This is a genomic window from Rufibacter hautae (assembly GCF_008271695.1).
GTDB classification, from domain to species: domain Bacteria; phylum Bacteroidota; class Bacteroidia; order Cytophagales; family Hymenobacteraceae; genus Nibribacter; species Nibribacter hautae.
Genome location: NZ_VKKY01000003.1, coordinates 1335053 through 1361295, shown reverse-complemented (window position 1 = coordinate 1361295; position 26243 = coordinate 1335053). Strand labels below are relative to the sequence as shown.

Below are 26243 nucleotides of genomic sequence, written 5' to 3'. Positions count from 1 at the left end.
GCCGTAAAACGCCTAATGCCTCCTGCAGCCCTAACCCTTGAAAACCCGTATGGTCCCTACCCCGTTTCCGCAGATCCAGCAGCACGTCATCCAGAAACTACAAGATGGCTTGGCTTCCCATCTCACCTACCACAGTGTTGCCCACACCCTGGACGTATTGGACCGGGCCGAGGCCATTGCCATAGCCGAGAAAGTAAAATCCCCCAGAGAGTTATTGCTTCTGAAGGTGGCCGTGCTCTACCACGATGCAGGTTTTATAGAGACCTACCAGAACCATGAGAAAAAGAGCTGCGAGATTGCGGGCCAGGAACTGCCCGCGTTTGGGTTTAACCCTCAGGAAATAGATACCATTTGCCACCTCATCATGGCTACCAAACTGCCCCAGAGCCCCCAGACCAAACTGGAGCAGGTGATCTGTGACGCAGACCTGGATTACCTGGGCCGTGACGACTATTCACCCATCGCCCACCGCCTGTACCAAGAACTGCTCGCCCTGGATATTCTGCAGACCGAGGAACAATGGATACAAATGCAGGTCAATTTCCTGGAGAAACACCGCTACTTTACGCGCCACTGCCACCAGAACCGGGAAGCCCACAAACAGGCCAATCTCCAGAACCTGAAAGTCAAAACAGGTCAACTTCAGAAGACTGGCGCGTAGATACCAGGCGGGCGTCCATCTGCCGGAGCCGGCGGCATAAGGTCTTCAGGATTCCTTTGAGCACTTCGGCGTTATTGAGCAAGATTTCATAAAAAGGCTCCTGCGCCAGTTTAAGCAGGATGGCATCTTCTATGATGGTGGCGCTGGCCGAGCGGGGCTCCGTGTCCAGGATAGAGAGTTCCCCTAGCAATTCATTTTCCTCCAACTCGGCAAAGGTGTGTTCATGGTCATGGATCTTGACCCGACCTTTGTAGATGATGTACATGCTGTCTCCAATCTCTCCCTTCCCAAACAACACGGTGCCCGGCGCTAAATGAATCTCTTCCAGCACTCCGGCCAATTCCACCAGCTCCGGCTCAGGGGTTTCGCTGAATATCTCCGAGGCCCGCAGCGTCAATACCTTTTCAATGAGCAACATAGGACAGATTACTTTAAGGCAGATAAAACATACTCTTTTGTCTCCTGGAAAAGGAGATCTTGGGGCAGCCGTTCCTCATCAACCAGAATCATGTGCGCTTCAGAAGCTCCCAGTTGGGGAAGCAGGTAGCAGGCCACAGACTTGGTCCAGGCGGAACAATGCATCTGGGTATTCTGGATAACGGAAGCCACCATGGCCGAGGCCGACATTTCGTGTTTGATTCGTACGCTCAGGTCATCCTCTTTGTCCGGAGACTCGCTGGTGAAATCCAGGATTCGGTCTAACTGCAGGAAATATGTCTTAGGGATGAGGTGCTCCAGAATCTCAATGGCATTGGCCATCCGGTTCTCGTCGTGGAGTTTCAGGAGGCTCATGACGCGGCCAATCTGCTGGCGGTCGTACCTGAGGGCTAAGCCTTTCAGCAGCAGGACCACATCCTGGTTTATCTCACGGGTAAGGGTGGTGGCCAGCAATTGCAGCTCTGGTTTGGTCCTGAGATCACGGCAAGCCGAGGTTTTCTGCAGGCAACTCGCCAGGTTCTTGTTGACCCAGGTCTCCAGGTTCTTCTGGCCTTCATTGCTCATTTCGGCCTGTTTTAGCCAAAGTGCCTCAATAATGTCGCCGGTAGGGCCCTCCTCCCGGGCCAGCAAATCCAGCAAGAAGTCAGTTGAGTTCTCGCCCTTCACCTTGCCGGCGGCCAGCACCACCGCCCGCACAAAAGCCGCCGGTGCCCGTGATTTAAGGACCTCTGATGTGAACACCGGGTCCCCGAAGTACACCAGGGATTTCTGCAGCGCATGCCAGGCCTGGCGAGTTTTGGCGGTTTCCACCACCGGTTCCAACAGACTGAATTCCTTTACCCTGCCCACGGTTTCGATGGTTTTTTTGTAAACCGGCTCAAAATCGGAGTTCAGCAAATTGCCCAGTACCTCCTGAAAACCGCTGGCGGGAGCCTCCCACAGGATGTCCAGTACCAACTGTTGGGCTTGGGCATTCTCTTTGTTGTTGACCATGGGCGCCAAGGCGGTTTGCACCACGTCCTTCGCGTCTGAGTTCTGCCGCTGCAATAGTCCCACCAAGGCCGCTTGGTACGCCTCGGCTTCCATCGACTGCAGGGCCGCCTGGTCTGGGGCGCTCACCTCGGGGATCAGGCTGTAATACGCTTTGAGTAGTTCCGGTTTCAGAGGGTCTGCCTTTTCAGTGGCCAACTGCTGCTGCACCAGGTCCAGCACGTTTTTACCATCCAGCCGGATAAGGCTGGCCAGGGCAAACCTGCGCACCTCATAGAAAGGGCTGTCAAACTGGTGCTCCAGCAGTTGCCTCAGCTTGCGGTACCCCGACCTTTCCAACAGTTCCAGGGCCAGAAGTACGTCTTTGGGGTTGTTGCTGGTGGCTTTGCTCAGGAGAAGTTCCTGCACGGGTCCGTCATGCAGAAAGAGCTCAGAGCCGGTAAACCACCCCTTCCGGATGGCCCGCACCAACGTGTGCAGGTATTCTTTCTTCACCAGGAAAACAGAGCTGACCCAGAACACCAGCAGCACAAAGAGCACCTGCGCAATAAAATGGATGCCCAAGTCTACTTTCAGTTCGTAGCAAAGCAGCAGGAAAGTCCCGCTACCCAGCAAGGCAAAGGGCAGCATGTAGCCTTTGGCCACCAAGTGTCCCTTGAGCCGCACGTGGGGTTCAAGGGGCTGAAAAAGAATAAAGAAGGCCGGTTCCTGCACCGCAGACTTCAACACCTCAGAGAGCAGCACCATCACCCCGAAAATGTACAGAATGGTATTCACGCTTTCACCGGGCAACAGAAGCAAACTGGTTAACACCAGCACCACCACCGGGGAAAGCAGCAAGGCGTTGGTAAGCCCCAGCCTACTGATCACCCTGCTGCTGAACAGAAGCTTAAAGAAAATAGCCATTATCCGCCCGATGGCGAAGAACACCCCAATGAAAATGGCTAGGTCCGGGCTTTTGGCAAACCGGGCCTTCACCTCGCCCAGCAAAGTGTAATCAATGAGCGCGAAGACCGTAAAGGCAATGAGGGAGAACAGCGCAATGGAAAAGATAAGCCGGTTATAGAAAAGCTTGGTGATAAAGGAAGACCGGAACGGGGCCTTTTCCTGGGCAGCCAACGCCGGGCTTTGTTGCGGCGCATGCACGGTGCGGTCTACCACCTTATGCTGGAATTTGCCTAAGAAATGGTAAGCGCCCAAAAAAGCTAGCACCGAGATCCACAGCAGGTTATTCACCCCGATAAAGGGCGTGAGCACCGGCACCAGGGCGTACCCCATCAGTTTGGCCGGAATATCACCTGAGCCCACCACGGCAAAAATGCGCTTGCTTTCCCGCACGTTGAAAATAATGGCCGCCATGCCCCAGAAGGCATAACTGACCAGCATGTACACCACCATGTTCCAGGCCGAGAGCAGAAACGGCAGCCACTTGAAGTCTATAAAAGAGATAGCCGCCCAAGTAAAAAGCAGCGAACCCGCCGAGAAGAGGATGATTTTCTCCAGAAGCTTGCGGGAGGTAAGATGATGCTCCAGTTTTGAGTAGCCCCAATTAGCCAACAGCAGCAGCAAAGCAGAAAGGATGTACACCTCAGGGATATGCTGCACCTTAAAGGAATGCAGGAACATGGTCAAGGTGCTGGTAAAAAGGAAGGCCGTGGCAATACCCAAAAAAAACTGCACCAAAAACAGTTGCCGCACTACCTTGTACTCAGAAGGCTTGATGTTGAGTAGTGCGTAAAACTTGTAATGCATAGACGGATTCTCCTCTGCTCATAATACACGACTCCTGGAAACATCAAAAGCAAAATCTATATCTGGCTGGGAGTTTTCCTCTTGACTCAGATAGCGGCGGGCATGGCATGCAAAGTCACCTATAAGCGTCTTCTAACCACCTACAAAGTACAAAATTAATTTGGCTTATTTATAAAGCAGGCTTTAAAGGAGGTATTTAAGGGCTTTTGTTCCCTAAAAATCCGTGCAACCTCCACCTTTGCCGGACATCATTCCTTACTTCTCCTTGGTGGTGAGCAATAGCAACCAATTTCCGGCAGATGGTTTCCTGATGGATTTGCCTTTGCTCAAGCTCATTTCCGGGTCAAAGGGAAAGGTCCTCTCCGAAAGAGGATCATACCAGATTCCCGATAATGTTTGGCTGGGCAGCTTCTGGGAAAATGAGATATCCGGGCCAGAAAGGGAGTAGAGCAGCAGCGTGGAACGGTCAGCGTTTTCCAGGCACCAGTTCTGCGCCGGATTCTTGAGCAAGGTGTCATGGGGCTTCAGCTGCATCAACTTATCTGCCAGGTGTTCCTGCACAAAAGTAGGAAAGGTCACGCGTCCATTGCCTCTCTTCTGGGGACTTCCCATCACCACTTGCGCCCCACCAGCCATCAACGCGGGAATAGGGCTGATGTCATTGGCAATAGCGATCACGGCTTTGTTTGGGAATTTATCGGTGTATTCCCGCACCTGGCGGTACATCAGTTCCTGGGTAGTGGGCAAGGGATAGTCGCTGGCCTGCAGAAAGGCTTCGCTCACCATTTCGCGGTAAGATTGGTTCGTTCCTCCTGGTGGGGCCCACAAAGAATCACTGTTAGAGAACAACCCCTCGGGGCGGTACTGCCAGTAGCGGGTATCAATGACTTCTACCTGTTTGGCCAGGGCAGGGTCAGAGAGAATGGCATCGGTGATGTCTTTGCTCGTGGTCAGGACCACCCGCACGTTGCGGTGGTGTTGGGTTTCCCATTCAGCGATGGTTTGCAAAAAGAAGCGCTGAAACGCCAAGGGCCCGGTGAACTGAAAGCCCAGGTTGAAAATGACGTTCTCCGCCGTTCCCAGTTCGTCCAGCACCTTGAAAATATGGGTGCGGTGAAGTTCCCGCAAAGACGGATTCTCCGGGTCATAGAACTCATTGCCCAGGTGCAGCCGCGCCCAGGGCTCCACCGGAAGCGGCTCCGGCACGTTTATTTTCTGGATAGCGTTGGTCGGCCGCCAGGGGTAATCCACCCAATGGGTGACGTACTCCAGCAGGTTGTGCGTGTTATACAGGCTGTAATATAGCACCAAACCCTGCTCGTCGCAGAGCCGGGCAAACTCCTTTAGCCTAGTAAAGTACCAGGGATTGAATTTGGTAAGGTCAAACTTGCTGAGTCCGTTCCAAGCTTTGCCTTTCCCGCTGCGGGCCCAGGGCATTTCATAAAAAGGCGCCCACACGTTCCCATCCGCTCGGGGACTGACCGAGTGGTCATCGCGCCGGCGGTCATACCACAGACCCGTCATGGCCTGGTAGAACCGGTTGTCCTGGCTAACCATGTTTTGGGCCAGTTTTGGCAAAATCTCGGTTAAACCAGGGCCATCTTTGCCCGGCACGAACCGCGTTAAACTTACCCCGGAGTTCAACTCTCCGCCCGGGAATGCCTGCCCGCGCCAGAACTGATCGCCCACGGTACCGCTCCAGAGGACTTTCCTGTCCATCACGAATCGCCCGTTGATGATTTGCAGCGGGTGCGTAGTTTTTTTATCTAATGCGGACTCTGCCCCGAGGTCTTGAAGCGTGAATTCTTTTACCTGGCTTGAAAGGGCTTGTTTATTAAAGGCAGTCACAGGCTTCTTGGCAGTTCCCTGCCTGCCCAGCCGTTTTTCAACCTGTAACCCGTACAGCGAATAGCCAGCAGAAACCATCCGATTGGAATAATCCCGCGGACCTTCAGCCTCTACTTTCCTGGCTTTGGCGTTCCAGATGACCGAATTGGCAGCGGTCCAGCCTCCGGCTTGGGCGCGCTCGAAATCATGGGTCAACCGCAGGTCTGCCCCTTCAATGGAAACATTCTCGTACAGCACCCCAGAGGCCCAACTTTCAAAAGAACCGCTGGCACCTAGCGCATTGGTGGCTTTGCAGTTCAAAAAGACGTTAGGACCGGCCGCGCAGAAACCAACCGCAAAATCAATGAGCCCGGCATCTGCGGTGCAGTTTTCCACCAGCACTTGCTGGCCTTCCACTAGAAAACTCATCCGGCGGTACCCTCCGATTTCAGACACCGGTTTCTCACTTCTGCACCAGAGGATACTTACCTGCCGGGCCCTCGGTCCTACCCTGATGGCCGAACTCACGAAATGCCGCGCCGTGACCTCCCGCACCCAGACATCCTGCGCATGGTCCACCTGAATACCGATCCAGGCGTGTTCTTCATCAGAGGGATTGGTCTTGTCATAGGCACTCTCCAGGGTGAACCCTTCCAACCCCACCGAGTGCACCAGGTTTTTGGAAGTAACTTTCTGAACCGTGCCTCCACCGTAATAGGGTTCCAGCGCGGTGGTGATAGGAGCGTTCAGGGTGATTTGCTTTTTGGCCGGGTCTAGCTGGGTAATGGTTTGGTCCCAGGTAAGGTCCCTTGAACCCACGGGCCAGCGCAGGCCCCGCACGGCCACGAACATCCCCTCGGCTTTGTTCATCCCCAGGTCGGCAATCCAAGGAGCAGTGCTGGGGCGATTAACCTGCACGTGGTCTCCCACTTGCAGGTCTGCTACGTTCTCCAGGGTTAACACACGTCCTCCAGTTGGCACTTCTCCTGTTACCTTAATGGCTTTTGAAACCACTGCGACCGTGTCTTCCTGCCCGATTTTGAGCAAGGTGCGCCTTCCGTTGCCCGTAGCTATCAGTACCGTTTTGGCCGGGTTTCCCCCTCCCCTAATCACGATGCCGGCTTTGGTTATCTGCAGTTGCCCGGCCACCTGGTACCGGCCTTCCTGCAAATACAAAGCTCCCCGGAATCCATTTTCCTGCATCGGCAACTTGCCCAAATAATCAAGGGCGCCTTGCAACAGTTTGGTGTCATCGCCGCCGCTGGGCTGCACCTGAAGCACCACCGGCACTATGGGCGGTGGGGCATTACTGGCCTGGTACCCGGCAAAGGAAAAATCAATCTTAACGGCCTCAACGTCCTTTTTCTGGAGTTTCTGGGCCTCGCATTTTGGGGCTAAAAACCAGAAAACAGCCATAAAACAAACCATCCGGCAGAGGTTCCCAGTCATGTTGATGTGGTTATGGGTGATTCATTTTAAGGCTGTTTTCCAGAAAAGGAGCCAAAATCAATTTCTTAAAATTAGAATCCTTCGCTTCTATTTAGGAGTCTGTTTGATGATTCTATTGGCGAGTTCCAGGTTCTGCCTTTTGATTTCGGCCAGGACGAGCTGGGCCATTTTCCGGGCGCCGAACTCGTTGAAGTGGGTGTTGTCTTTGATGCCCTCAGGGTAGTTGGGGTGCTCGCCGGGTTCCAGTTGGTTGAACAGGTCCTTGGCGTGATCCGGGCCCATCTTCTGCACCAGCTCCAGGCTTTTACGGTCCAGGTCAATCATAGGCACCTTCAGTTCTCTGGCGATTTCCCGCACGGCTTGGGAGTATTCTACGTGGGTTTCCTGGGCTTTGCCGGAGGCATCAAATACCATTCGGGTGACGGGGGTGATGAGGACCGGAGTGGCTTTTTTAGCCCGGGTCTCCGAGATGAATTTAATCAGGTTCTTGCGGTAATCGGGCACTGGCGTGTAGCGGGCGGCGTATTGGGGTTCTTTAGCCTCGTCATTGTGCCCGAATTGCATGAACACGTAATCTCCTTCTCTGAGGCTGTCGGCGATGGGCTGCCAACGTCCTTCGGACAGGAACGTTCTGGTGCTTTTTCCGCCTTTGGCTCTGTTCTGAACCACCACCGTGGAATCAAAAAAGTAGGCGAACGGCATTCCCCAGCCTTGCACCGGGTACTTGGTTGGCTCATAGTGCTGCACCGTGGAGTCCCCGATGAGGTACACCTTGATCTTGTTTTGGGGCTTGTTTATAGAAAACGAGGCTAAAACGAGCAGGCCTATCAGCAAAGCGCCTCTGAAAACAACTTTCATCATAGGGCAGATAAATTAGGTGGGTGTCTGGGAAAGGATAAAAAAGCGACAGGCAAAGAACAGCGCGCATTTCTGCGTGCTGCCCTTTGCCTGCCGCCAGTTCTTCTAGTAGTTAGGGTTCTGCTTCAAGTTGGGGTTCGCCACGATCTGCTCTGCCGGGATGGGGTAGATTCCGCGCCAGGTAGGTGTCTGGGTGGTTTTGAAGGTCCAGGTCTCGGTGAAATAGCTCCCGAACCGGATCATGTCTCTTCTGCGGTGACCTTCCCAGATAAACTCCCGGGCTCTTTCTTCCTCGATGTTTTTCAAGGTAAGAGTAGTGAGTGGAGTGGCATTGCTTCTGGTTCTCACCTGGTTCACCAGGGTAAGGGCTTCGCCCGAGTTGCCGGTTCTGAACAGCGCCTCGGCCTTGATCAACAGGATATCGGCGTAGCGGATGAGCACCAGGTCATTATCGGCGTTGAAGCCTGACCAGGTCACGCCTTCCGGCACGTATTTCAGAACCCGGAAGCCTTCGTTGTCCTGGGCACTCACGTAATCTACCACTGGTACAAGCACCAATTGTTCTCCTTTGCTGTCCACCAGTGGCTGGCCATTGGGATACGTTTGTGGTCCCTGCTGAATCAGGCTTCTCCGTTCATCTGCTGCTTCATACCGGTCCAGGGCTTCCTGGTAGGTACTGTACCCGTTGGCCGGGGAGAACGGAAGATTGTACCGTTGTTTGTCCAGGGCAGGCTGCGCGTACAACATAAACTGGTTGGCTCCGGCGTTTCTGGTGGGGTTTACCGAAAACGAGGAGATAATCTCTGTGGAATTGACCTCGTTCGTGGCTTTGAAATTGTCCACGGTCTGTGGCTCCAGCGAGTACGCTCCTGAGTTGATCACATTGTCCGCCATGGCGAGGGCTTCGGCCCATTTCGGGGTTCCTGTGTACACCTCGGCGTTCAGGTAAAGCGTCGCCAGGGCGGCATACACGGCTTCTTTGGTGAGCCGTGGGTAATAGGCCGCCGTCACTGTATTCACAGAGGGCAGGTCATTCAAAGCTTGTAGCATTTCCTTCTCCACAAACTGGAAGACCTCGGTGCGGGTATTATTCGTGGGCAGGTTATTGGGGTCTACCCGGGCCTGGGTGAAAATGGGAACGTTGCCCCAAAAATCCATGGCGTAGAAATAACCATACGCCCGCAAGGCCCGTGCCTCGGCAATTACCCCGGGGAAATTGGCTTTGTTAGGAGAACTTTCCAGACTTTCCAGCACCGCGTTGGCTGTCCCGATTTCCTGGAAAATGAATCCCCAGGCCCGACCAGTGGTGGCATTGTCTGGCTTTACCTGGTGCAGCATGATGTCTATGTTGTTCTGGTCAAACCAGCCTCCGCTAGCCCGGCCCGGCACAATGAACTCATCGGTCCCGAATTCAGCTATCCGGAACGGGTCTCCTATGTCCACCACGTACGACAACTGCTGGTAAATACCCACTACCGAAGACAAGGCCTCTTCCTCGGTCCGGTAATACGTATCCGGCGAAAGGCGGCCGAATTGTTCTTCCTCCAGATCGGTACAGCCAGTTACTAAAATGGCAGCACTCACCAATACTTTTATTTTTGTTATGAGACGTTTCATCTTCTTAGGTTAAAAAGTAATGCAACACGATTAGAAAGAAATGCTGGCGCCCAGACTCACCGTCTTCGCCCGTGGATAGGCCAGGTAGTCAATTCCCAGCGGAGCCACACCCGTACCGGACACCTCAGCGTTCACCTCAGGATCCAGCCCCGAATAGTTGGTGATGAGCAGCAGGTTCTGACCGGTGACAAAGATTCTGGCGTTGGACAAAGGCGTATTCTTCACGTTGAAGGTGTAGCCTAAGGTGATGTTATCCAGGCGGGCGAAGGACCCGTCTTCAATCCAGCGGGAGGAATACTGTTTGGGTTGCTCTCTTCCTACTCCGTCTCCCAGTGCCACCGCTAGAATGTTTCTGCCCGGCAGATTACTTTCATAGGCCAGGTTGTTGGCTGTGAGGTTGAAGACATCGTTTCCTACCGATCCTCTAAAGTTGAAGCCCAGGCTCCAGGCTTTGTACTGGAAGGAGTTGCTGAACCCGAAGGTGAAATCTGGCTGGGCCGTCCCGATGACCTGGTTGCCCGGCTCAAACTGCTCTACCCCGTTTTCTATGCCTATGAATTTGCGGCCCCAGAACGTGCCCAGCGGCTCGCCTGGTTTGATCAACTGCGCATAAATGCCCGACAGACCGGCGCCCTGCAAGGGGGCAATCTGGATGTTGTCTCCCTTGTACAGATCGTTGGAGAGGCTCAACACCTCGCTTTTGTTCCGGCTGAAGTTCACATCGGCTTCCCAGGTGAAATCGCCTTTGTCAATGATGTTGGCCCCCAGTTCCAGCTCAAAGCCTTTGTTTTCCACGCTGCCCACATTGGCCAATTGGGTAGTCACCACAGAAGGCGACGGAACAGCGATGCGGAGCAAAAGGTCACTGGTTTTCTTGCGGTAATAATCCAGGCTACCATGGACTCTGTTTTTAAAGAAACCGAAGTCCAGGCCCACATCTACCTGGGAGGTTTGCTCCCATTTCAGGTCTGGGTTGGCGTATTGCTGCGGCAACACGATGGTGATCCGTTGACCGCCCACCAGGTACCCTCTGTTACTGGCTCCCAAAGTGGTGAGGGAATTCAGGTTCCCGATCTCCTGGTTACCGGTGACGCCGTAGCTCACCCGCACTTTCAGGTCAGACAAAGGATTCTCGGGGTAGAATTTCTCCTGCGAGATCCGCCAGGCCACGGAACCGGAAGGGAACACCCCCCATTTGTTTCCGGAGCCGAACCGGCTGGAACCATCGCGCCGGATGGTACCGGTGAGCAGGAATCTCCCGCCAAAGTCATAGTTCACCCTGCCGTACATGGAGATAAGGGTGTTGCTTTCCTGGAAGCTGCTGATGCCCCCTACCGTACTGGCAGCCTGCAAACTGTACCATTTAAAGGAATCTGACAGGAACCCCGAAGCTGTGGTGCGCCCTCCCTCGCCTAAAAAGTATTGGTAAGAATACCCCGCGATGGCATCAACCGCATGTTGGCCGAAAGACTTGTTAAACCGAAGGACTGTCTCCAGCAATTTGCTGTAATCGGCGAGTTTCTGGGTGCTGGCAAAGCCCCCGAAACCCTCGCCCAGCGGATTCGACTTCTGGATGAAAGAGTTCCGATCGATTTCCTGCCGGGTGTAGCCCAAACTCACGTTGATGCTCAGCGGATCAATGATGGTATAGGTTGTTGACAGGTTCCCCAGCAACCGTTGGGCGGTTTTTTCATCGGTCACATCAGAGGAGAAAGAAACAGGGTTCACCCGGAACGGTCCTACGTGATAGTACTCTCCGTTAGGATCATACACGGGATAAGTTGGGTTGAAGACAAAGGCTTCATAGTTCATGCTGGTACCAGCCTCGCTGCCCACGGTATTGGAAACCGGCGCTGCGTTTGATCTTGTCTGGCCATAGTTCACCACCAGGTCAAACTTCAGTTTGTCTTCCAGGGCGGCATGGTTGATGTTGATGGAACCATTGTACCGGCTCAAATCGGAGCCCAGCATGATCCCTTCCTGTTTTCCGTAACCTAAAGAAACGCGGTACATGGTATTGCTCACGCCCCCCATCAAAGAAAGACTGTGGTCCTGGTTATAGGCGGTGCGGTAAATTTCATCCTGCCAGTTAGTGTTGGCGCCTTTGTCATCCAGGGTGAGTTCCAGGTCTCTTACCACGGCTCGGTACTGGTCGGCGGTTAAAACATCCAGGGTATTGGCAACTTTGGAAACCCCGGCCAGCACGTTGTAGGTGACCTGGGCCTTGCCGGCTTTTCCTCTCTTAGTAGTGATGACAATAACTCCATTAGCGCCCCTTGACCCGTAAATGGCCGTAGCGGAGGCGTCTTTCAACACGGTGATGGACTCAATATCATTAGGGTTCAGGGTCATGAGCGGGTTGGTAGGCTCCTGGTCAAAAACGTCGGTACCGTTGCCCCTGATGTTGGCCTGGTTTACGCCGCTGGAGGTAGAGATGGGCACTCCGTCAATCACGTACAGCGGATCATTGGAACCCGTCAAAGAGGTACCTCCCCTGATGCGTACTGTGTTGGAGGCACCGGGTTTCCCGCTGTTCTGGGAGATGTTCACCCCGGCCATTTTCCCCTGGATCAGCTGTTGCGGGCTTAATTGCGGCCCCACGTTGAATTCCTCTGAGGATACAGCGCTTACTGAACCTGTCAGGTCACTTTTTTTCTGGGTACCATACCCCACCACAACCACCTCATCCAAAGACTCGGCGTCCGGGACCAGGCTTACATCAATTGTGGTCCTATTATTAACGGCAACCTCCAAGGGTTTATACCCCATAAAGGAGAACACCAATGTACCGTTTCCATCGGGTAATTCAATGGCATAGGTCCCGTCTGAGGCAGAAGGTGCGGCAGAGGTGGTGCCTTTCAGCATCACGGTGACCCCAGGCATTCCCGTTCCTTTCTCATCGGATATTTTCCCGCGAACGGTGTGCAGAAACAATTTCTTTGGGTGAGAGAACAAGCTCTTGGTCCCTTTATAGGCAATTAAGTTTCCTTTTCCAGCGGCTTCCTTGCGCAAACCTGGTATTGCTTCGCCATCCTTTGCCCAACCCTGCTGCGGCATTAAACTTATCTGGCATAGAATAAGAATCAGCCAGCGGGTTTGGCAGGTTCTTTTAAATACATGCTGTAATGAATTTTTCATAAAACTGGGTTTACATGTAATGAAGAGATGAGTGAAAGACAATCCTAAGCTTTGATGGGCATTCTCACGTACCTGCCTAAATCTCCTTAAGAGGAACATCTTGCATTAACGCCTGAACTTTTACTACAAAGCCAAGAAGGCGGCTTTTAAGCGTGGTGATCAAATTATCGACGAGAGCTATGGAAGCTATAGCGGGTTATACAAAGGTGTTTGTATCTGCGGGTACTAACTGGCGGGAAGACTCTATACTATGAGTTTGCCAGGGATTAAAGTCGATTTGATGCTTTTACTAGGATTGTCTTCGGCCAACTTCTTCTCTACCCAGTCAGGAAAGAATTAATTCCTGCGCTCAACCTGAGACATGGCGGCTAACAAACGATTGGGAACTTACCCTATTAAGGGCTTCATGTTGTACAATCGATTGCATAGATAGTGATTTAATAAAATAAACACAAGCTTTTTCTTATTTTTTAAATCATCGTTTTTAAACAAGCGTTTATTTGTCATATATTCATTACATTAGACATTATGTTTACAGAAGGAGCATTAAAATGCCCACTTAGAATAGTATTCCTTGCGCTAATCTGAAGGGCAAAATCAAAGCTATCCCTATTTTTAGTGCAAACGTTTACACATCCTGGTTTAACATAATGAAATTTATACCTCAAGACCCCTATGCTTTTTAACAAGGAAGTATTACCCTCAAGAAAGAAGCAGAAAAACCGAATAGATACGGAAGGGAAAAGAAGTTTTGAGGCTTGTTTCCAAAAAACACCACTAAAAACAGGTCTGGCACTTTTCTATTCTTTCCTTGGACTCCATTAAAAAAACACTTTTTACCAGGTTAAGATGGGCGAACACTTACCTAGCCCGTTACTAACCTTCAACCATACAAAATGAACCTGTGCATGAAAAAACATCTCTTCGGCTTCCTGCTATTTTTTACGGCAAGTTCAGCCATGGCCCAAATGACCACTGGCCTGACCAGAATACGCGACACCTCCTTCTCCAACCCGGGTGCTTACCGGCAGGCCAAGAAATACCACCCCAATGCGAATCTTAAATTGGTAGAGGTATTTAAATTGCCCACAGTGCAGGAGAAACGGGATATCAAGTATTGCCGCGTTGGGAACCGAGACCTGGCCTTAGACGCTTTTTACCCGAAGAAGAAAACCAAGGCTCCCACTCCGGCCATTCTGCTCATTCACGGAGGCGGTTGGCGCAGCGGAAACCGCGAACAGCATATTCCCCTGGCCCAACGTCTGGCCGATCTTGGTTACGCCTGTTTTACCGTGGAGTATCGCCTGTCTACCGAAGCCCTCTACCCTGCTGCGGTGCATGATCTGAAATCGGCGGTGCGCTGGGTGCGGGCCAATGCGAAGCAATTCAACCTGGACACGGCCAAAATCACAGCCCTCGGTTTTTCGGCAGGCGGACAATTGGCGGCGCTTCTGGGGGCCACCAACAAGAACCCAATCTTTGAAGGGGAAAATTGCCTTTCCAAAGTATCCAGCCAGGTGCAGGCAGTGGTAGACATTGACGGAACGCTTTCCTTTGTGCACCCCGAGTCAGGAGAGGGAAATGACGCTAAAGGCATCTCGGCGGCTACGTACTGGTTTGGGTATCCTAAAAAGGAGAAGATCGCCCTGTGGGAGGAAGCCTCGCCCTTGAACCAAGTAGGCCCTACCGCACCGCCCTTCCTGTTCATCAACAGCTCAGTAGATCGCATGCACGCCGGCCGCGACGATTTCCGGAAGATCCTGGATCAACACCAAATCTACTCAGAGGTGCATACTTTCCCTGATTCCCCGCATACCTTCCCTCTCTTTGATCCTTGGTTTGAGCCCATGGTGAAGTACATTGACACTTTCCTGAAGAAAGTTTATGCACCGAAGAAGAAGGCGTAATCAAATCTTTTGAAAGTTGAAAAGCATTTAGGGCTGTTTTACAGAAAACAGCCCCTAAATGCTTTTCTTTGGTTTTAAGGCAGCCTCACGCATTACGTCCCCCTTTGAAGGGGGTAGGGGGATGATTGCTCGTGCTGATCATGGCATTCCCAAGTTCTGCAGAGGCAATCACTTGTAGTTGCCCTTAGGTGAGGAGCGCCATTGATGTCTGCCCTATGAAGCAAGGCAACTTGGTTCTACAATCGGCCTTTGTCATCCCCCTACCCCCTTCAAAGGGGGACGGAATGCGTGTAGACCATATCAAAAAGGACCAATAGCTATTCGCTCCTGATTAAAGGAGTTAAAAGCAAAAAAACGAATCGGGGCTGTTTTCTGGAAAACAGCCCCGATTCGTTTTTTAAGACTTTAGAACAATTTACAACCGATTTTTACTTCAGTGCCTTCATCCCTTGAAACACAAGGCGGGCTACTTCTTTGGCCCCTTCGGGTTGGAAGTGGGTGTTGTCTTTCTGCCCCTCGGGGTAGTTTTTGTATTGGCCGGCAGGTAGGTTCATGAAGTAATTGGCGGTCACAAACTCCTGCCCTTTCTGGGAAAAGGAATCAATGGAAAGCTGCTGCAGGTCAATTAGAGGCACGTTCAACTCTTTGGCCACGTCTTTCACCGCCTGCGGGTACTCGCCGTGCACGTTCCCGATTCTGCCGTCTTTCCAGGGATAGTTGCGGACCACGGGCGTGAGCAGAATGGGATACGCGCCTTTCTCACGCGTCTGGTTCACGTACAGGCGCAGAAATTCCTTGTAGCCCTGGATGTTCACGTAGCGCTCGGTCTTCTCCACCGCCGCATCATTGTGGCCGAACTGGATCATGACTACATCGTTTTTCTTCAGGTCTTTGTACACGGCGGCCCAGCGGCCTTCCTCAAAAAAGGTGCGCGTGCTGCGGCCGCCCCGGGCTTTGTCCAGCAGGATGACGCTGTCTCCCTTGATGAGGTGCTTTACTTTGGCCAAACTGTCCTTCGTGAGGAACGGCTTGAACATCTGGCCCCAACCCATCACCGGGTAGCGCTTGTTCAGGTAATCTTCGCCATCGTAGTCAGAATAATCGGCCACGGTGGAATCCCCGATGAGGTACACGCGCACGATGTTCTTCTTGAAAGGGGCAAACGACATGGCCGCCACGCAGCCCACCAGGAAAAGAAAGAGGGATAATCTTCTCAGCATGTAGGTTCTATTTTTAAGCTGTTTTTGCGAAAAGGGCAGGAAAAAAGGCACGCTTGCACATGCCCTTTTCATGATGAATTACTGCATGGAAACCGCCGCTTTTCCCAGGTCTTTGCCTTTGGAGATTTGGGTGGCGGCGCTGGTGAAGTCTTTGTTGTTCAGCTTCACGTTTTTGGTCAGGGGACCCAGGACTTTCACCGCCGGTTCATTTGTCTGGTTAAAGGTAAGCCCCTGCACGTTGATGTCTTTGCTGTTGTGGATGGTCAGGGCCGGACCTTTCTCGGTGACTACTTTCACGTTCTTCAGGGCGATGCCCGTTGCATCCACTGCCGAGATTCCTCTTCGGGCTTTCAGGTAAGCGTTCTCAAGGTTCACGTTCTGCAGGTTCATTTCGGGCAGACCTTGCAAGGCCACGGCTTCATCGGCCCCCGAGACGGTGATGTTGCGCATCCAGATGTTTTTGAACGACGGCGTTTTCTCGGTTACGGGCACTGGTTTCTCTACTCGGGCCTCGGTGCCGGCTTTCTGGTCTTCTTCCAGCACCGGCGAGTTGCCGCCGTAGAAAAGGTTAAAGCTGATAGCTTGCGTAGGAATATTGATCATGTCAATGTTAGAGATCCAGATGTTCTCTACCACGCCGCCCCGGCCGCGCGTGCTCTTGAAACGCAACCCGATGTCGGTGCCCATAAAGGTACAGTTAGACACGTGCACGTTTTTCACGCCGCCAGACATCTCACTGCCCACCACAAAACCGCCGTGGCCGTGGTACACCACGTTGTTTTTCACGATCACGTTCTCAGTAGGCACGCCTCTTCTGCGGCCGTCTTCGTCTTTCCCGGATTTCACACAGATGGCATCGTCGCCTACGTCAAAGGTGTTGTTGTAGACCAGCGCGTTTTTGCAGGACTCCAGGTCCAGGCCGTCGCCGTTCTGCGAGTACCAGGGGTTGCGCACGTTCAGGTTGCGCAGGATGATGTCCTGGCACATGAGCGGATGAAGGTTCCAGGCCGGAGAGTTCTGAAAGGTAGGTCCATCCAGAAGCACGGTTTTGCAGTTCACCAGACTCAGCAACACGGGGCGCAGGTAGTCTTTCACGGCCTCAAACTCTTCCTTCGTTTTAAAGTTGGGCACGTTAAAGTTGTCTTTGGCATCGGCTTTCTTAGACTTCTCGGTGGGGTACCAGGTCTTCCCGTCATCGCTCAGCACCCCGGTTTTGGTCAAGGTTTTCCACTGCGCATCAGTCATCTTGCTTTTCTTCACCGGACGCCAGGCATCACCGTTTCCGTCAAACGTACCCTCACCGGTGATGGCCACGTTCTCCAGGTTCATGCCCGAAATAGGCGACTGGCAGCGGTACGTATCCAGCCCCTCGAAGCTGGTTTTGATCAAGGGATAGTCATTGAAATCACGGCTGAAAATGACCATGGAACCAGCCTCAGCGTGCAGATCAATATTGCTTTTCAGCACGATGGGCCCGGTGAGCCACAAACCGCGCGGAATGATCACGTGTCCGCCTCCTTTGGCCGCCACGTCATTGATGGCCTGCTCAAAGGCCTGCGTGTTTTTGGTGATGCCGTCGCCCACCGCGCCGTACTTGGTGATGGGCACGCTGTAGTTGGGGAACTTGGTTTCTTTCACTTTGGGCATGTCAAACTCAATGCCCTCGTAAATAGTAGCGGCTACGCTGGCGCTGGAGAAATTACGCCCAGTGGTGGTTTCAGCGGGGGCTGCGGGGGCACTGGCCGCCGGGGCTGAGGATTGACGTTGACAGGAGAACTGAAACGCGCTCGCCAGTCCCAAAGCCAATAAAAACCTGCTCTTTGCTACATTCTTCATGATGGTATATTTACTCTTTAACTTCTGGTGATGGCTCCGCAGAGGAGCTTCCTGTATTTTGTTTTCTGCTTGCTTTAAGGAAAACAGCCCTAAAACAAAGGCTCTCTCCTACTTGGTCACTCTGAACCAGTCGTAATCGGCGTAGCCGGAGTCGTTGGTTTTGTCCTCGCGGAGGGCGAACAGGCCCACCTTGGCGCCAATCCATTTGCCCGGAACGGCGGTGAACGGTGTGCCGACGTTTTTGAAGGTCTGGCCGTCTTCTGAGTAGCTGAACTGGCATTTGGCGCCCTTGCTCACTTGCACCCGGAACTGCACTTCGTTTCCGGTCAGTTTTCCCAGAATCTGCTCCTTTTCAGGCGTGCCTTTGTCGGCTTTGAGCGCGGTGTTGTAGGTCAGGTACATTCCGTCTTTTTTGTTCACCACCGACACGTAGCCGTAATCCATGCCCATCACCACCAGGCCGGTGCGCTCGTTCTGCAGTTTGGGATTGGGCGTGAACTTGAGTTTGGTGGTTACGGTGAAGTTCTCGGCGGGAAATTTCTGGAGCAGCAGGTTGGGCACATCCCAGAGGTTTTTGCCGCCCTCGGGCATCTGGTCGGTGAAGAGGCGCAGGTTGCCTTTGTTCGAAGCGAACGCCCAGGTGGCCTTAGGGTTGGCGTGCCACTGCCATTGCAAGCCCAGCAAGTGGCTGTCAAACTCGTCCGACTCGGCGGGCGTCACGATGGGGTAGGTTTTGCCCACGTTCGGTTTCTTGTAGGTGAGCACCGGCTGGCCTTTGCCATCGCCGTCCGGGTCCTCGCCAATCACGGGCCAATCGTTCACCCACTTCATGGGCTGCAGGTGCACCACGCGGCCGTAGGCTTCCTTGTCCTGGAAATGGAAGAACCAGTCCTCGCCGGTCTTGGTGTCTACCCAGGCGCCCTGGTGCGGACCGTTGATGGGCGTCTTGCCCTGGTCCATCACTATTTTCTCCTCGTAGGGCCCATACACGTTCTTAGACCGGAGCACCAGTTGCCAGCCTGTAGCCACGCCGCCGGCCGGCGCCATGATGTAGTAGTAGCCGTTACGCTTGTAGAACTTAGGGCCTTCAACGGTGGGATGCGCATCGTGGCCGTCGAAGACCATCACGCCCTCGTCTAGCACTTTGGTACCCTCGGGGTTCATGCGGTTCACGGTGAGCATGCTCTTTACACCGGCCCGGCTTCCTGCCCAGCCGTGCACCAGGTAGGCGTTGCCGTCCTCGTCCCACAGCGGGCAGGAATCAATCAGGCCTTTGCCTTCCATCACCAGCACGGGAGCCTCCCAGCGGCCCGCCGGGTTCTTGGTTTTCACCATGTAAATCCCGAAATCAGGATCGCCCCAGTAGATGTAGAACTCGCCTTTGTGGTGCCGGATGGACGGGGCCCACACGCCGTTGCCGTGCTGCGGCTTGGCGAAGTGCTGGTACGGCGGCAAGCGGTCGATGGCGTACCCGATAATCTGCCAGTTCACCAAGTCCTTAGAATGCAGGATCTGCAGGCCGGGGATGGAGCTGAAGCTGGACGATGTCATGTAGTAGTCATCGCCCACGCGCACCACATCGGGATCGGAGTAGTCGGCGTCCAGGACCGGGTTCTGGAAGGTGCCGTCCCCTTTGTCCGAGACCCACACCTTGGAGACATAACCAGCCGGAGCCGCCATGCTGCCACCCGAGGCGCTGGTGTTGGAAACCGATAAGGAGGTACGCGTTTTCTCGCTTTGGCAAGCGCCCAAGAGGAGAAGGAAACCAAGGGCTAAAGTTTTGTTAGGGGACATCTGCTTACGTGTTAAGTACCGAAAGGTACAGCTTGATTAATCTCTTAGAAGCGCCACCCGCTTCGTTTCTTTTTCATTTCCTACCTGTACTGAGACAAAGTACATGCCGCTGGGCAGTTTGCTTCCGCTTTGGTCGGTGCCGCTCCAGATAAGGGAGTGGGCCCCCGAACCCACCGAGGCGTTGAGCAAAGTAGCCACGGTCTCGCCAGCGGCGTTGGTCACTTTCACCAGTGCCTGACCCTTTTGCTTCGCTGTGAAAGCTACTTTGGTAGACGCAGAAAATGGATTGGGGTGCAGTTGGGTAGAACCTGTCTTTTTGCCCTCTGGGGAACTGGTCAGGTTGCCCGTAGACACCAGGCTGTTCAGGTATTCTTCCAGGTTGGTGTAGCCATCGTTGTTGCCGTCGCCGTTGCGGTCCTCGGCGTTGTTGGGGTTCAGGCCTTTCTGGATTTCCCAGGCGTTGGGCATACCGTCTTTGTCGGTGTCCTCGGGAGCGGACAGAGAGGCTAACGTGGGCCAGCCGCCTACATCGTTCTGACTGTCAATGATACCGTTGGTGCTGCCGTTGGAACCCGAGGCGGTAAAGGTTTTATTACTAACCGTATTGATGATGCGGGTATCCACGGCATCGCGTTTCAGGGAGGCACCGGCTTTGTTCATGACCAGTTCGTAGGCTTCCTCGGCGGAATGCGTGGTCACGTTGTTCTGAATAGGATGCGGAGCGCTGCGTTTCATCGCGGCTTTGTCCGCGTCTGAAATGGTGCCATAGCTGCTGTGAAATTGGTTGAACACGCCGTAGGTCCAGTTGTCATTGGTGGCGCGGGTGCTGCCCTCCACAAAATTCCCGTCAATGTAGAACTTGCCCCAGATGTCATACACCTCGGTGCCTTCGTTCTTGTTTTTATCGATGGAGAAGATGCGCTCTTTCTTGGCCGTGGCGGGCCCTGGTTTGTAGTAGTTGTTGACTACGTTTACGTTCATGGCCTCGCCGCCGTACATGCTGTTGCTGGCCCAGTTGTAGTACACGTTGTTGCGCACATCCACCAGATCCGTGAGGGCGAAAGCTTTGCCGGCTTCCTCGCCCAGCCTTGGGTTGCGGCTGTCATGGTGCGCCATGAGATTATGGTGGAAAGAGGCATTCTTGCCGCCCCAGATGCCGCCGTAGCCGTGCGCCCCTTTGGCATGCGCCGAGTTGCGGAGGCTCTCGGAAATAATGCACCACTGCAGCGTGAAATTCTCATTGGCGTAGAACGACAAGCACTCGTCGGTGGACCAACTCATGGAGCAATGGTCTACGATGATGTTTTTGTGAAAACGGCCCCCAAACGCATCGCCTTCCTGCTGTGCCTCATCGCCCATCCTGAACCGAAGGTAGCGCACGATCACGTTATCAGCGTCCACGCTCACCGGGTAGTTCTTTATGGCGATGCCGTCACCGGGCGCGGTCTGGCCGGCAATGGTGAGGTTGGGGTTCCTGATGGTGAGGTTAGAGGCCAGTGCTATGGTCCCGGACACCCGGAACACCACTGTTCTGGCACCCGAGGCGTTGATGGCGGACCTTAAACTACCCGGCCCAGAGTCATTCAGGTTGGTGACCTCCAGCACGGCTCCGCCCCTGCCGCCCGTGGCGTAGCGGCCAAACCCTTCGGCCCCGGGGAACGCCAGTTGCTGCGCCTGCAGGTGGCTTCCAAGACATCCCAACAGGGCCAATGTGAGTAGCTTCTTTACCATCGTTTTACCTCTTTCTAGGGGAAGATGTGCGTTGTCGTTCTGTAAGTTGTTTCCGAGCTGATTTCTTCAAAACAGCCCAAAAACATTGATGCAATCGTTTGCACCTAAGGGCCCTTCAAATCAACTTCCTTTTCCCAGTCTCCGCGTGCAGGTTCTTCTTCACCTATTTATTTGCGGTGATCAGTTGCCCCGGAGTCCAGTCCCCGAAGATGTTTTTCAAAGTGTATTGCTGGGCTTCCTGCTCCGTCAGTTGTTTGGACCATTTCACGCGGTCCGTCTTGGCTGCGCCCGGACCGGTGGAGTTGTACTCCGCATAAAGCACCTGTTTCTCGGCCTCTGGTTTGCTCCAGTTGTGCCAACCCTCGGGTCTGATGTGTTTTCCTAAATACGTGTTGAGGAACACCGTCTTGGCGAAAGGTCTCCAGGGGCGGCCCAGGTAGTAGGACTTCTCCGGGGCATCGCCTGTGAGGCGGCAGTTCAAAAACACGAAACCGTAAGGCGCACCTTCCAGCGTGGAAGCGGCCGTCACAAAGTTTCCGCCTTTTTTGCTGAAAATCTCGCAGTTCTCAAACACGGCCGTAGACCACCCGAAGATGAAATCCGTGGTGCCCTCAATGTAGCAGTTCTTGTAGTACTGGCGGCTTTTCTCGCCGTGCGGGTAGAGCGTGTCCTGGAAACCCAGGAAGCGGCAGTTCTGGAACATGACCTTGTCACCGTCCACGCGCACGGCCACGGCTTGCCCAACCGGACCGGAGGAGTTCTCAAAGGTGATGTTCTCAGCGGTGAAATCATCGCCGTACACAAAGAAACTGGTAGAGCCGGTAGTACCCATCTCCTCCCCGAACCGGTTCTTCTTGGCCGCGTAATCGTCAAAAGTGAGGATGGTTTTCTTCACGTCCTCGCCAATCATGCGCACCGCGGTTTTGGTGCTAGGCAAAGTCAGTTTCTCTTTGTAGGTGCCGTTCTTGATGTAAATGGTGGTGACGTTCTTGCGGAAATCAGGCACGGCGTTGATGGCTTCCTGCACCGTCTTGAAGGTACCGCTGCCGTCTTTGGCCACCACAAAATCATACTTCTGCGCCTGCGCGAACAATGCGGTGCAGCACAGGAAAACAAGCAACAGAAAAGGTTTTCTCAGGTTCATGCGAATGCTTATTTAAGGGCCGAGGCTTTGCCCATTTCTTCAAACTCCAGCGAGGCCATGATGAACGGCGACACGGCTTTGGGGTCATTGTCGCGTTTCTGCTCATTGATGTAGTACTCGTAAGTTCCGTCGCGGTACGGGGTTCCGCCCAAGCCGGCCACCGCGCACACCTCGGTGATGCTGATGGTGCCGTCGGCGTTCTTTCTGATCAGGTTCTCCAGCAGGCCGTTGTAGCCCTGGCGGGCATCTTCCATGTATTTCTGGTCAATGTAGCCCTTCTTGGTGGCCTTCACCAGAAAGTAGGTAAACATGCTCGAAACCGAGGCCTCGCGGTAGTTTCCTTCCCGGCCGCCCTGATCTACCACTTGCCACCACAGGCCGGTTTTAGGGTCCTGGTACTGGGCAATGGCCTGCGCCATCTTTTTGGTCACGCGCAACACCTCGCCGCGTTGCGGATGGTTTTGCGGCAGATAATCCAAGGCGTCCACCAAAGCCATCGACAACCAACCCATGGCGCGGCCCCACACGTTCGGTGATAATCCGGTCACCGGATTGGCCCACTTCTGCTCGCGTTTCTCGTCCCAGGCATGATAGAACAGGCCTTTCTTCTCGTCCCAGGTGTGTTTGTCAATCAGGATGATCTGCTTGGCGACATCGTCATACAAAGCGGGCTCGTTGAACTCAGAGGCGTACTGGGCCAGGAAAGGCGTAGCCATATACAGCCCATCTAGCCACATTTGATGCGGATAGATTTTCTTGTGCCAGAAACCACCTTCCGAGGTTCTGGGGTGCGTGCGCATCTGGTCGCGCAGCTCGTCAATGGCGGTTCTGTATTTCTGCTGGCCGGTTTCCTTGTACAACGCGATCAGGAACTTGCCCGGGTTCACGCGGTCAATGTTGTAATCGGTTTTCTTGTAGGTTTTGATCTGGCCATTATCGGTAATCATGGTATCAGCGAAGGCCTTGATGTAGGTCAAGTACTTCTGGTCGCCGGTGCGTTTCCAGACCCGCTCCAGCGCGCTCGCGAAAAGCCCCTGCGTGTAGTCCCACTTCGGCTCCGGCCGGAAATCGATCATCCAACCCTGTGGACTCCGTTTCATCTCAGAATCGGCCATCCAGACAGAATAGGGTTTGCCGCTGGGCGAAGCAGCCGGTGTGGCGCTGGATGAGGCCGTCTCGCCGGAGCGGCAGGCCATTGTCAAAGCGGAAATTGCAATAAGGGCGTATTGGGCAAGTTTCATTGGTAACGCTGGCTAATTCTTAAAAGAGGTGTTTTGAGGCAGATTCTAGGAAAACGAGGCGAAAGCTCATTTCGTGGGGTTCCATTTGTCGTCACCGGCTAAGACTAGTTCGGGCTTGTATTTTTTGGCTTCTTTTCTGGAAAGTTGCTTAGACCAGGCTACCCGTTTCTCAGTAGCCGCTCCCGGTCCGGTAGACTTGTACTCAGCGTACAGGGCGGTTTTCTCGGCATCGGGTTTGTTCCAGTTATGCCAGCCCTCGGGCAGGATGTGCGTTCCTAACTCGGAGTTGAGGAACACCGTCTGCGCGTACGGTCGCCACGGTCGGCCCAGGTACACTTTGGTGGCCTCTGGAGCGGCAGTCGTGATCTTGCAATTGAGGAACACAAAGCCGTACGGCTGGTTCTGCGGCGTGGAGGCGGCGGTGATGTAGGAGTTCTTTTTGCAGTGGATGGTACAGTTCTCAAAAACCGCCGTGGCCGGCCCGAAGATAAAATCGGTGGTGCCTTCAATGTAGCAGTTCACGTAGTACTGGCGGCTGTTGTCTACCCCGGCGTACAGGGTGTCCTGGTCGCCCAGGATGCGGCAGTTCCTGAACACGCAGCGGTCTGCCTCTACGTGCAGCGCTACCGCCTGCCCTACCGGACCGGCATCGTTCTGGAAAGTCAGGTTTTCGGCCTGGAATTCGTTTCCCTGCACCAAAACGGTGTACGAGGTGAACGTGTTGATCTTGCCCTTGCCGGAGTAATCGTTCCAGACAATGATGGTTTTGTCGCGGTCCTCGCCGATGAAGGAGATGCGGGTTTTCCAGGAGGAGACCACCAGTTTCTCACGGTAGGTGCCGTTTTTGATATGGATCTCGATGCGGTCGTTGGGGAACGCCGGAATAGCGTCTAGCGCACCCTGGATGGTGGTGTGATCGCCGCTGCCGTCCTGGGCCACCACGATCCGCTTTTGTTGCGCTTTCGCGGAAAACACCGCCAAAACGCACATCAGAAAAATACCGAACCACTTTTTCATAACCGTACTATTTTACGAGGCTGTTTAAGTACACTTCCAGGTTGGTGTATTGCTTGTTCAAGGTGTGCGCCACGGCATCGGCGGCGTTGTTGCTGTCCAGTTTCTGGGTGCGTTCCCAGACATCGGGCATGCCGTCCTGGTCTTTGTCCTCCGGCGCGGCGACCGATTTCAGCTGCGGGAATCCACCCACATCTTTCTGCGAGTCGATGATGCCGGTGCCTTTCTTGCCGGCTGTAGACTTACCGCTGCGCACCTCGGCCACAATGCGGGTGTCCACGGCATCGCGTTTGAAGCTAGCACCGGCTTGGGCTAGCACGGCCTCGTAAGCGGCCTGCGCCGGTTGGGTAGAAATGTTCAGCACCTGAAACGCCGAAGCTGCTTTAGTGGAATCCGGGTGGTCGCACTGCACCCCGCCGGCCCAGTTGTCTTTGGTCACTTGGGGGAAGCCCTCTACGTGGTTGCCGTTCACGTAGAACTTGCCGTACGGCTGCGAGGGGTTCACAATGCGGTTCTTCCGGGATTCCTGTGTGGCCGGTCCCGATTTAAAGTAGTTGTTCACCAGGTTGTAGCGGCCTTTCTCGCCACCGTAGATGCTGTTGAAGCCCCAGTTGTAGATCACGTTGTTGGTGAAATCCACCAGTTCCTCCGGAGAGTTAGGTGTGGAGCTGGAACCGGAGAAACGCGGGTTGCGGCTGTTGTTACTGGCAATGAGGTTGTGGTGGAACGAAGCGCCCTCGCCGCCCCAGATACCGCCATAGCCATGGTCGCCTTTCTCGTGCACCGAGTGGTTCAAAGCCTCGGCGATGATGCACCACTGCAGGGTAAAATTCTTGTTGCGGTAGAAAGACGCGCACTCATCGGTAGCCCAGCTCATGGAGCAATGGTCAATCACGATGTTGCTGTTGCCCCGGTTCGCCCCAAACGCATCGGACTGCTGGCCTTTCTCGTCCCCCATCCGGAAGCGCAGATACCGCACAATCACGTTATCAGCTTTAATGCTCACCTGGTAGTTTTTCAGGGTGATGCCCTCACCCGGTGCTGATTGCCCAGCGATGGTCAGATCCCCGTTGTTGATGTCCAGCGGGGCCTGCAATTCAATGTTGCCCGACACGGCAAAAACAATGGTACGCGGACCTTTTTTGCGGATGGCCTCGCGCAAACTGCCCGGACCATCGTCATTCAGATTGGAAACAACCAGCACCTTCCCGCCGCGTCCGCCCGTGGTAAACTTACCAAATCCTTCGGCCCCGGGGAACGCCAGTACATGAGCAGTCTCGTCATTGCTTGAACCGGAAGCGGAGTGGCTTTCTACCTTCTGCGTGGGCACCGAAGCTACCTTCTCGGCACAACCCGATAATACAACCATCTGGAACGCCAACCCCAAGCAGGTACTCGTCAATATGTTGTTTCTGTAATTCATGTGATTTCTATAACTGATCTCCTGCCCTCGTCCCCTGTCCTGCGTTTTATATTTTTTTCATTCAGAACCTTAAGCCTTGTGGTATTGGCCTTCTTTTTAAAAAAAGGACCTAAAAACGCCTTGGTTCATGTATGCTCAAGAAGCTTTGTTTCCTGAAGGATGTTCTAACCTTTTGTCATCCTGAAAGGAGAGATAGATCCTGT

16 protein-coding genes are annotated in these 26243 nt (G+C 53.8%); 2 read left to right on the top strand and 14 right to left on the bottom strand.

All coding sequences use genetic code 11. From position 1 onward, the window contains the following. Positions 1 to 37 precede the first annotated feature (37 nt). Positions 38 to 661, top strand: a complete 624-nt coding sequence (locus FOA19_RS21980; RefSeq protein ID WP_223809015.1) for an HD domain-containing protein — start codon at positions 38 to 40, stop codon at positions 659 to 661. Here the strand turns inward: FOA19_RS21980 and FOA19_RS21975 are convergent. From FOA19_RS21975 to FOA19_RS21950, 6 genes are all read right to left on the bottom strand, one after another. After that, positions 627 to 1079 (bottom strand): Crp/Fnr family transcriptional regulator, encoded by a 453-nt coding sequence (locus tag FOA19_RS21975; RefSeq protein ID WP_149092983.1) that lies wholly within the window; start codon positions 1077 to 1079, stop codon positions 627 to 629. The genes FOA19_RS21980 and FOA19_RS21975 overlap by 35 nt on opposite strands. Before the next feature lie 8 nt (positions 1080 to 1087). Then, entirely contained in the window at positions 1088 to 3841 is a 2754-nt protein-coding gene (locus FOA19_RS21970) for an NTP/NDP exchange transporter (RefSeq protein WP_149092982.1), read from the bottom strand. A 255-nt stretch (positions 3842 to 4096) separates the two neighbouring features. Beyond that, complete coding sequence (locus FOA19_RS21965; RefSeq protein ID WP_149092981.1) at positions 4097 to 7117, bottom strand: DUF6298 domain-containing protein; 3021 nt, start codon at positions 7115 to 7117, stop codon at positions 4097 to 4099. 87 nt (positions 7118 to 7204) lie between these two features. After that, the gene (locus FOA19_RS21960) at positions 7205 to 7978 is read right to left on the bottom strand and encodes a rhamnogalacturonan acetylesterase (protein ID WP_317132065.1); all 774 of its coding nucleotides are present in this window, start codon (positions 7976 to 7978) and stop codon (positions 7205 to 7207) included. A 102-nt stretch (positions 7979 to 8080) separates the two neighbouring features. Further along, on the bottom strand, positions 8081 to 9592 hold the full coding sequence (locus tag FOA19_RS21955) for a RagB/SusD family nutrient uptake outer membrane protein (RefSeq protein ID WP_149092980.1): 1512 nt from the start codon (positions 9590 to 9592) through the stop codon (positions 8081 to 8083). Positions 9593 to 9622: 30 nt separating this feature from the next. Then, positions 9623 to 12730 (bottom strand): SusC/RagA family TonB-linked outer membrane protein, encoded by a 3108-nt coding sequence (locus FOA19_RS21950; RefSeq protein WP_223809014.1) that lies wholly within the window; start codon positions 12728 to 12730, stop codon positions 9623 to 9625. A gap of 908 nt (positions 12731 to 13638) precedes the next feature. On the opposite strand from FOA19_RS21950, the gene FOA19_RS21945 reads away from it, so the two are divergent. After that, complete coding sequence (locus tag FOA19_RS21945; RefSeq protein ID WP_223809013.1) at positions 13639 to 14637, top strand: alpha/beta hydrolase; 999 nt, start codon at positions 13639 to 13641, stop codon at positions 14635 to 14637. Between the two features lie 428 nt (positions 14638 to 15065). Here FOA19_RS21945 and FOA19_RS21940 read toward each other — a convergent pair whose 3' ends face one another. The 8 genes from FOA19_RS21940 to FOA19_RS21905 all read right to left on the bottom strand — a co-directional run bounded on the left by FOA19_RS21940 (position 15066) and on the right by FOA19_RS21905 (position 26040). Further along, a complete protein-coding gene (locus FOA19_RS21940) occupies positions 15066 to 15857 on the bottom strand; it encodes a rhamnogalacturonan acetylesterase (protein ID WP_149092978.1) in 792 nt (263 codons plus the stop codon). A gap of 78 nt (positions 15858 to 15935) precedes the next feature. After that, positions 15936 to 17693, bottom strand: a complete 1758-nt coding sequence (locus FOA19_RS21935) for a glycoside hydrolase family 28 protein (RefSeq protein ID WP_149092977.1) — start codon at positions 17691 to 17693, stop codon at positions 15936 to 15938. Between the two features lie 108 nt (positions 17694 to 17801). Next, positions 17802 to 19373: a glycoside hydrolase family 43 protein gene (locus FOA19_RS21930; RefSeq protein ID WP_223809025.1), complete on the bottom strand. Its 1572-nt coding sequence runs from the start codon at positions 19371 to 19373 to the stop codon at positions 17802 to 17804. A gap of 150 nt (positions 19374 to 19523) precedes the next feature. After that, a complete protein-coding gene (locus FOA19_RS21925) occupies positions 19524 to 21218 on the bottom strand; it encodes a FlgD immunoglobulin-like domain containing protein (RefSeq protein WP_149092975.1) in 1695 nt (564 codons plus the stop codon). Between the two features lie 163 nt (positions 21219 to 21381). Then, a complete protein-coding gene (locus tag FOA19_RS21920; protein ID WP_149092974.1) occupies positions 21382 to 22362 on the bottom strand; it encodes a pectinesterase family protein in 981 nt (326 codons plus the stop codon). Positions 22363 to 22370: 8 nt separating this feature from the next. Beyond that, positions 22371 to 23603, bottom strand: coding sequence for a glycoside hydrolase family 88/105 protein (locus FOA19_RS21915; RefSeq protein ID WP_149092973.1), 1233 nt, complete (start codon positions 23601 to 23603; stop codon positions 22371 to 22373). A gap of 66 nt (positions 23604 to 23669) precedes the next feature. Further along, positions 23670 to 24620, bottom strand: a complete 951-nt coding sequence (locus tag FOA19_RS21910; protein ID WP_149092972.1) for a pectinesterase family protein — start codon at positions 24618 to 24620, stop codon at positions 23670 to 23672. A gap of 7 nt (positions 24621 to 24627) precedes the next feature. Beyond that, a complete protein-coding gene (locus FOA19_RS21905) occupies positions 24628 to 26040 on the bottom strand; it encodes a pectate lyase family protein (RefSeq protein WP_223809012.1) in 1413 nt (470 codons plus the stop codon). Positions 26041 to 26243: the final 203 nt, after the last annotated feature.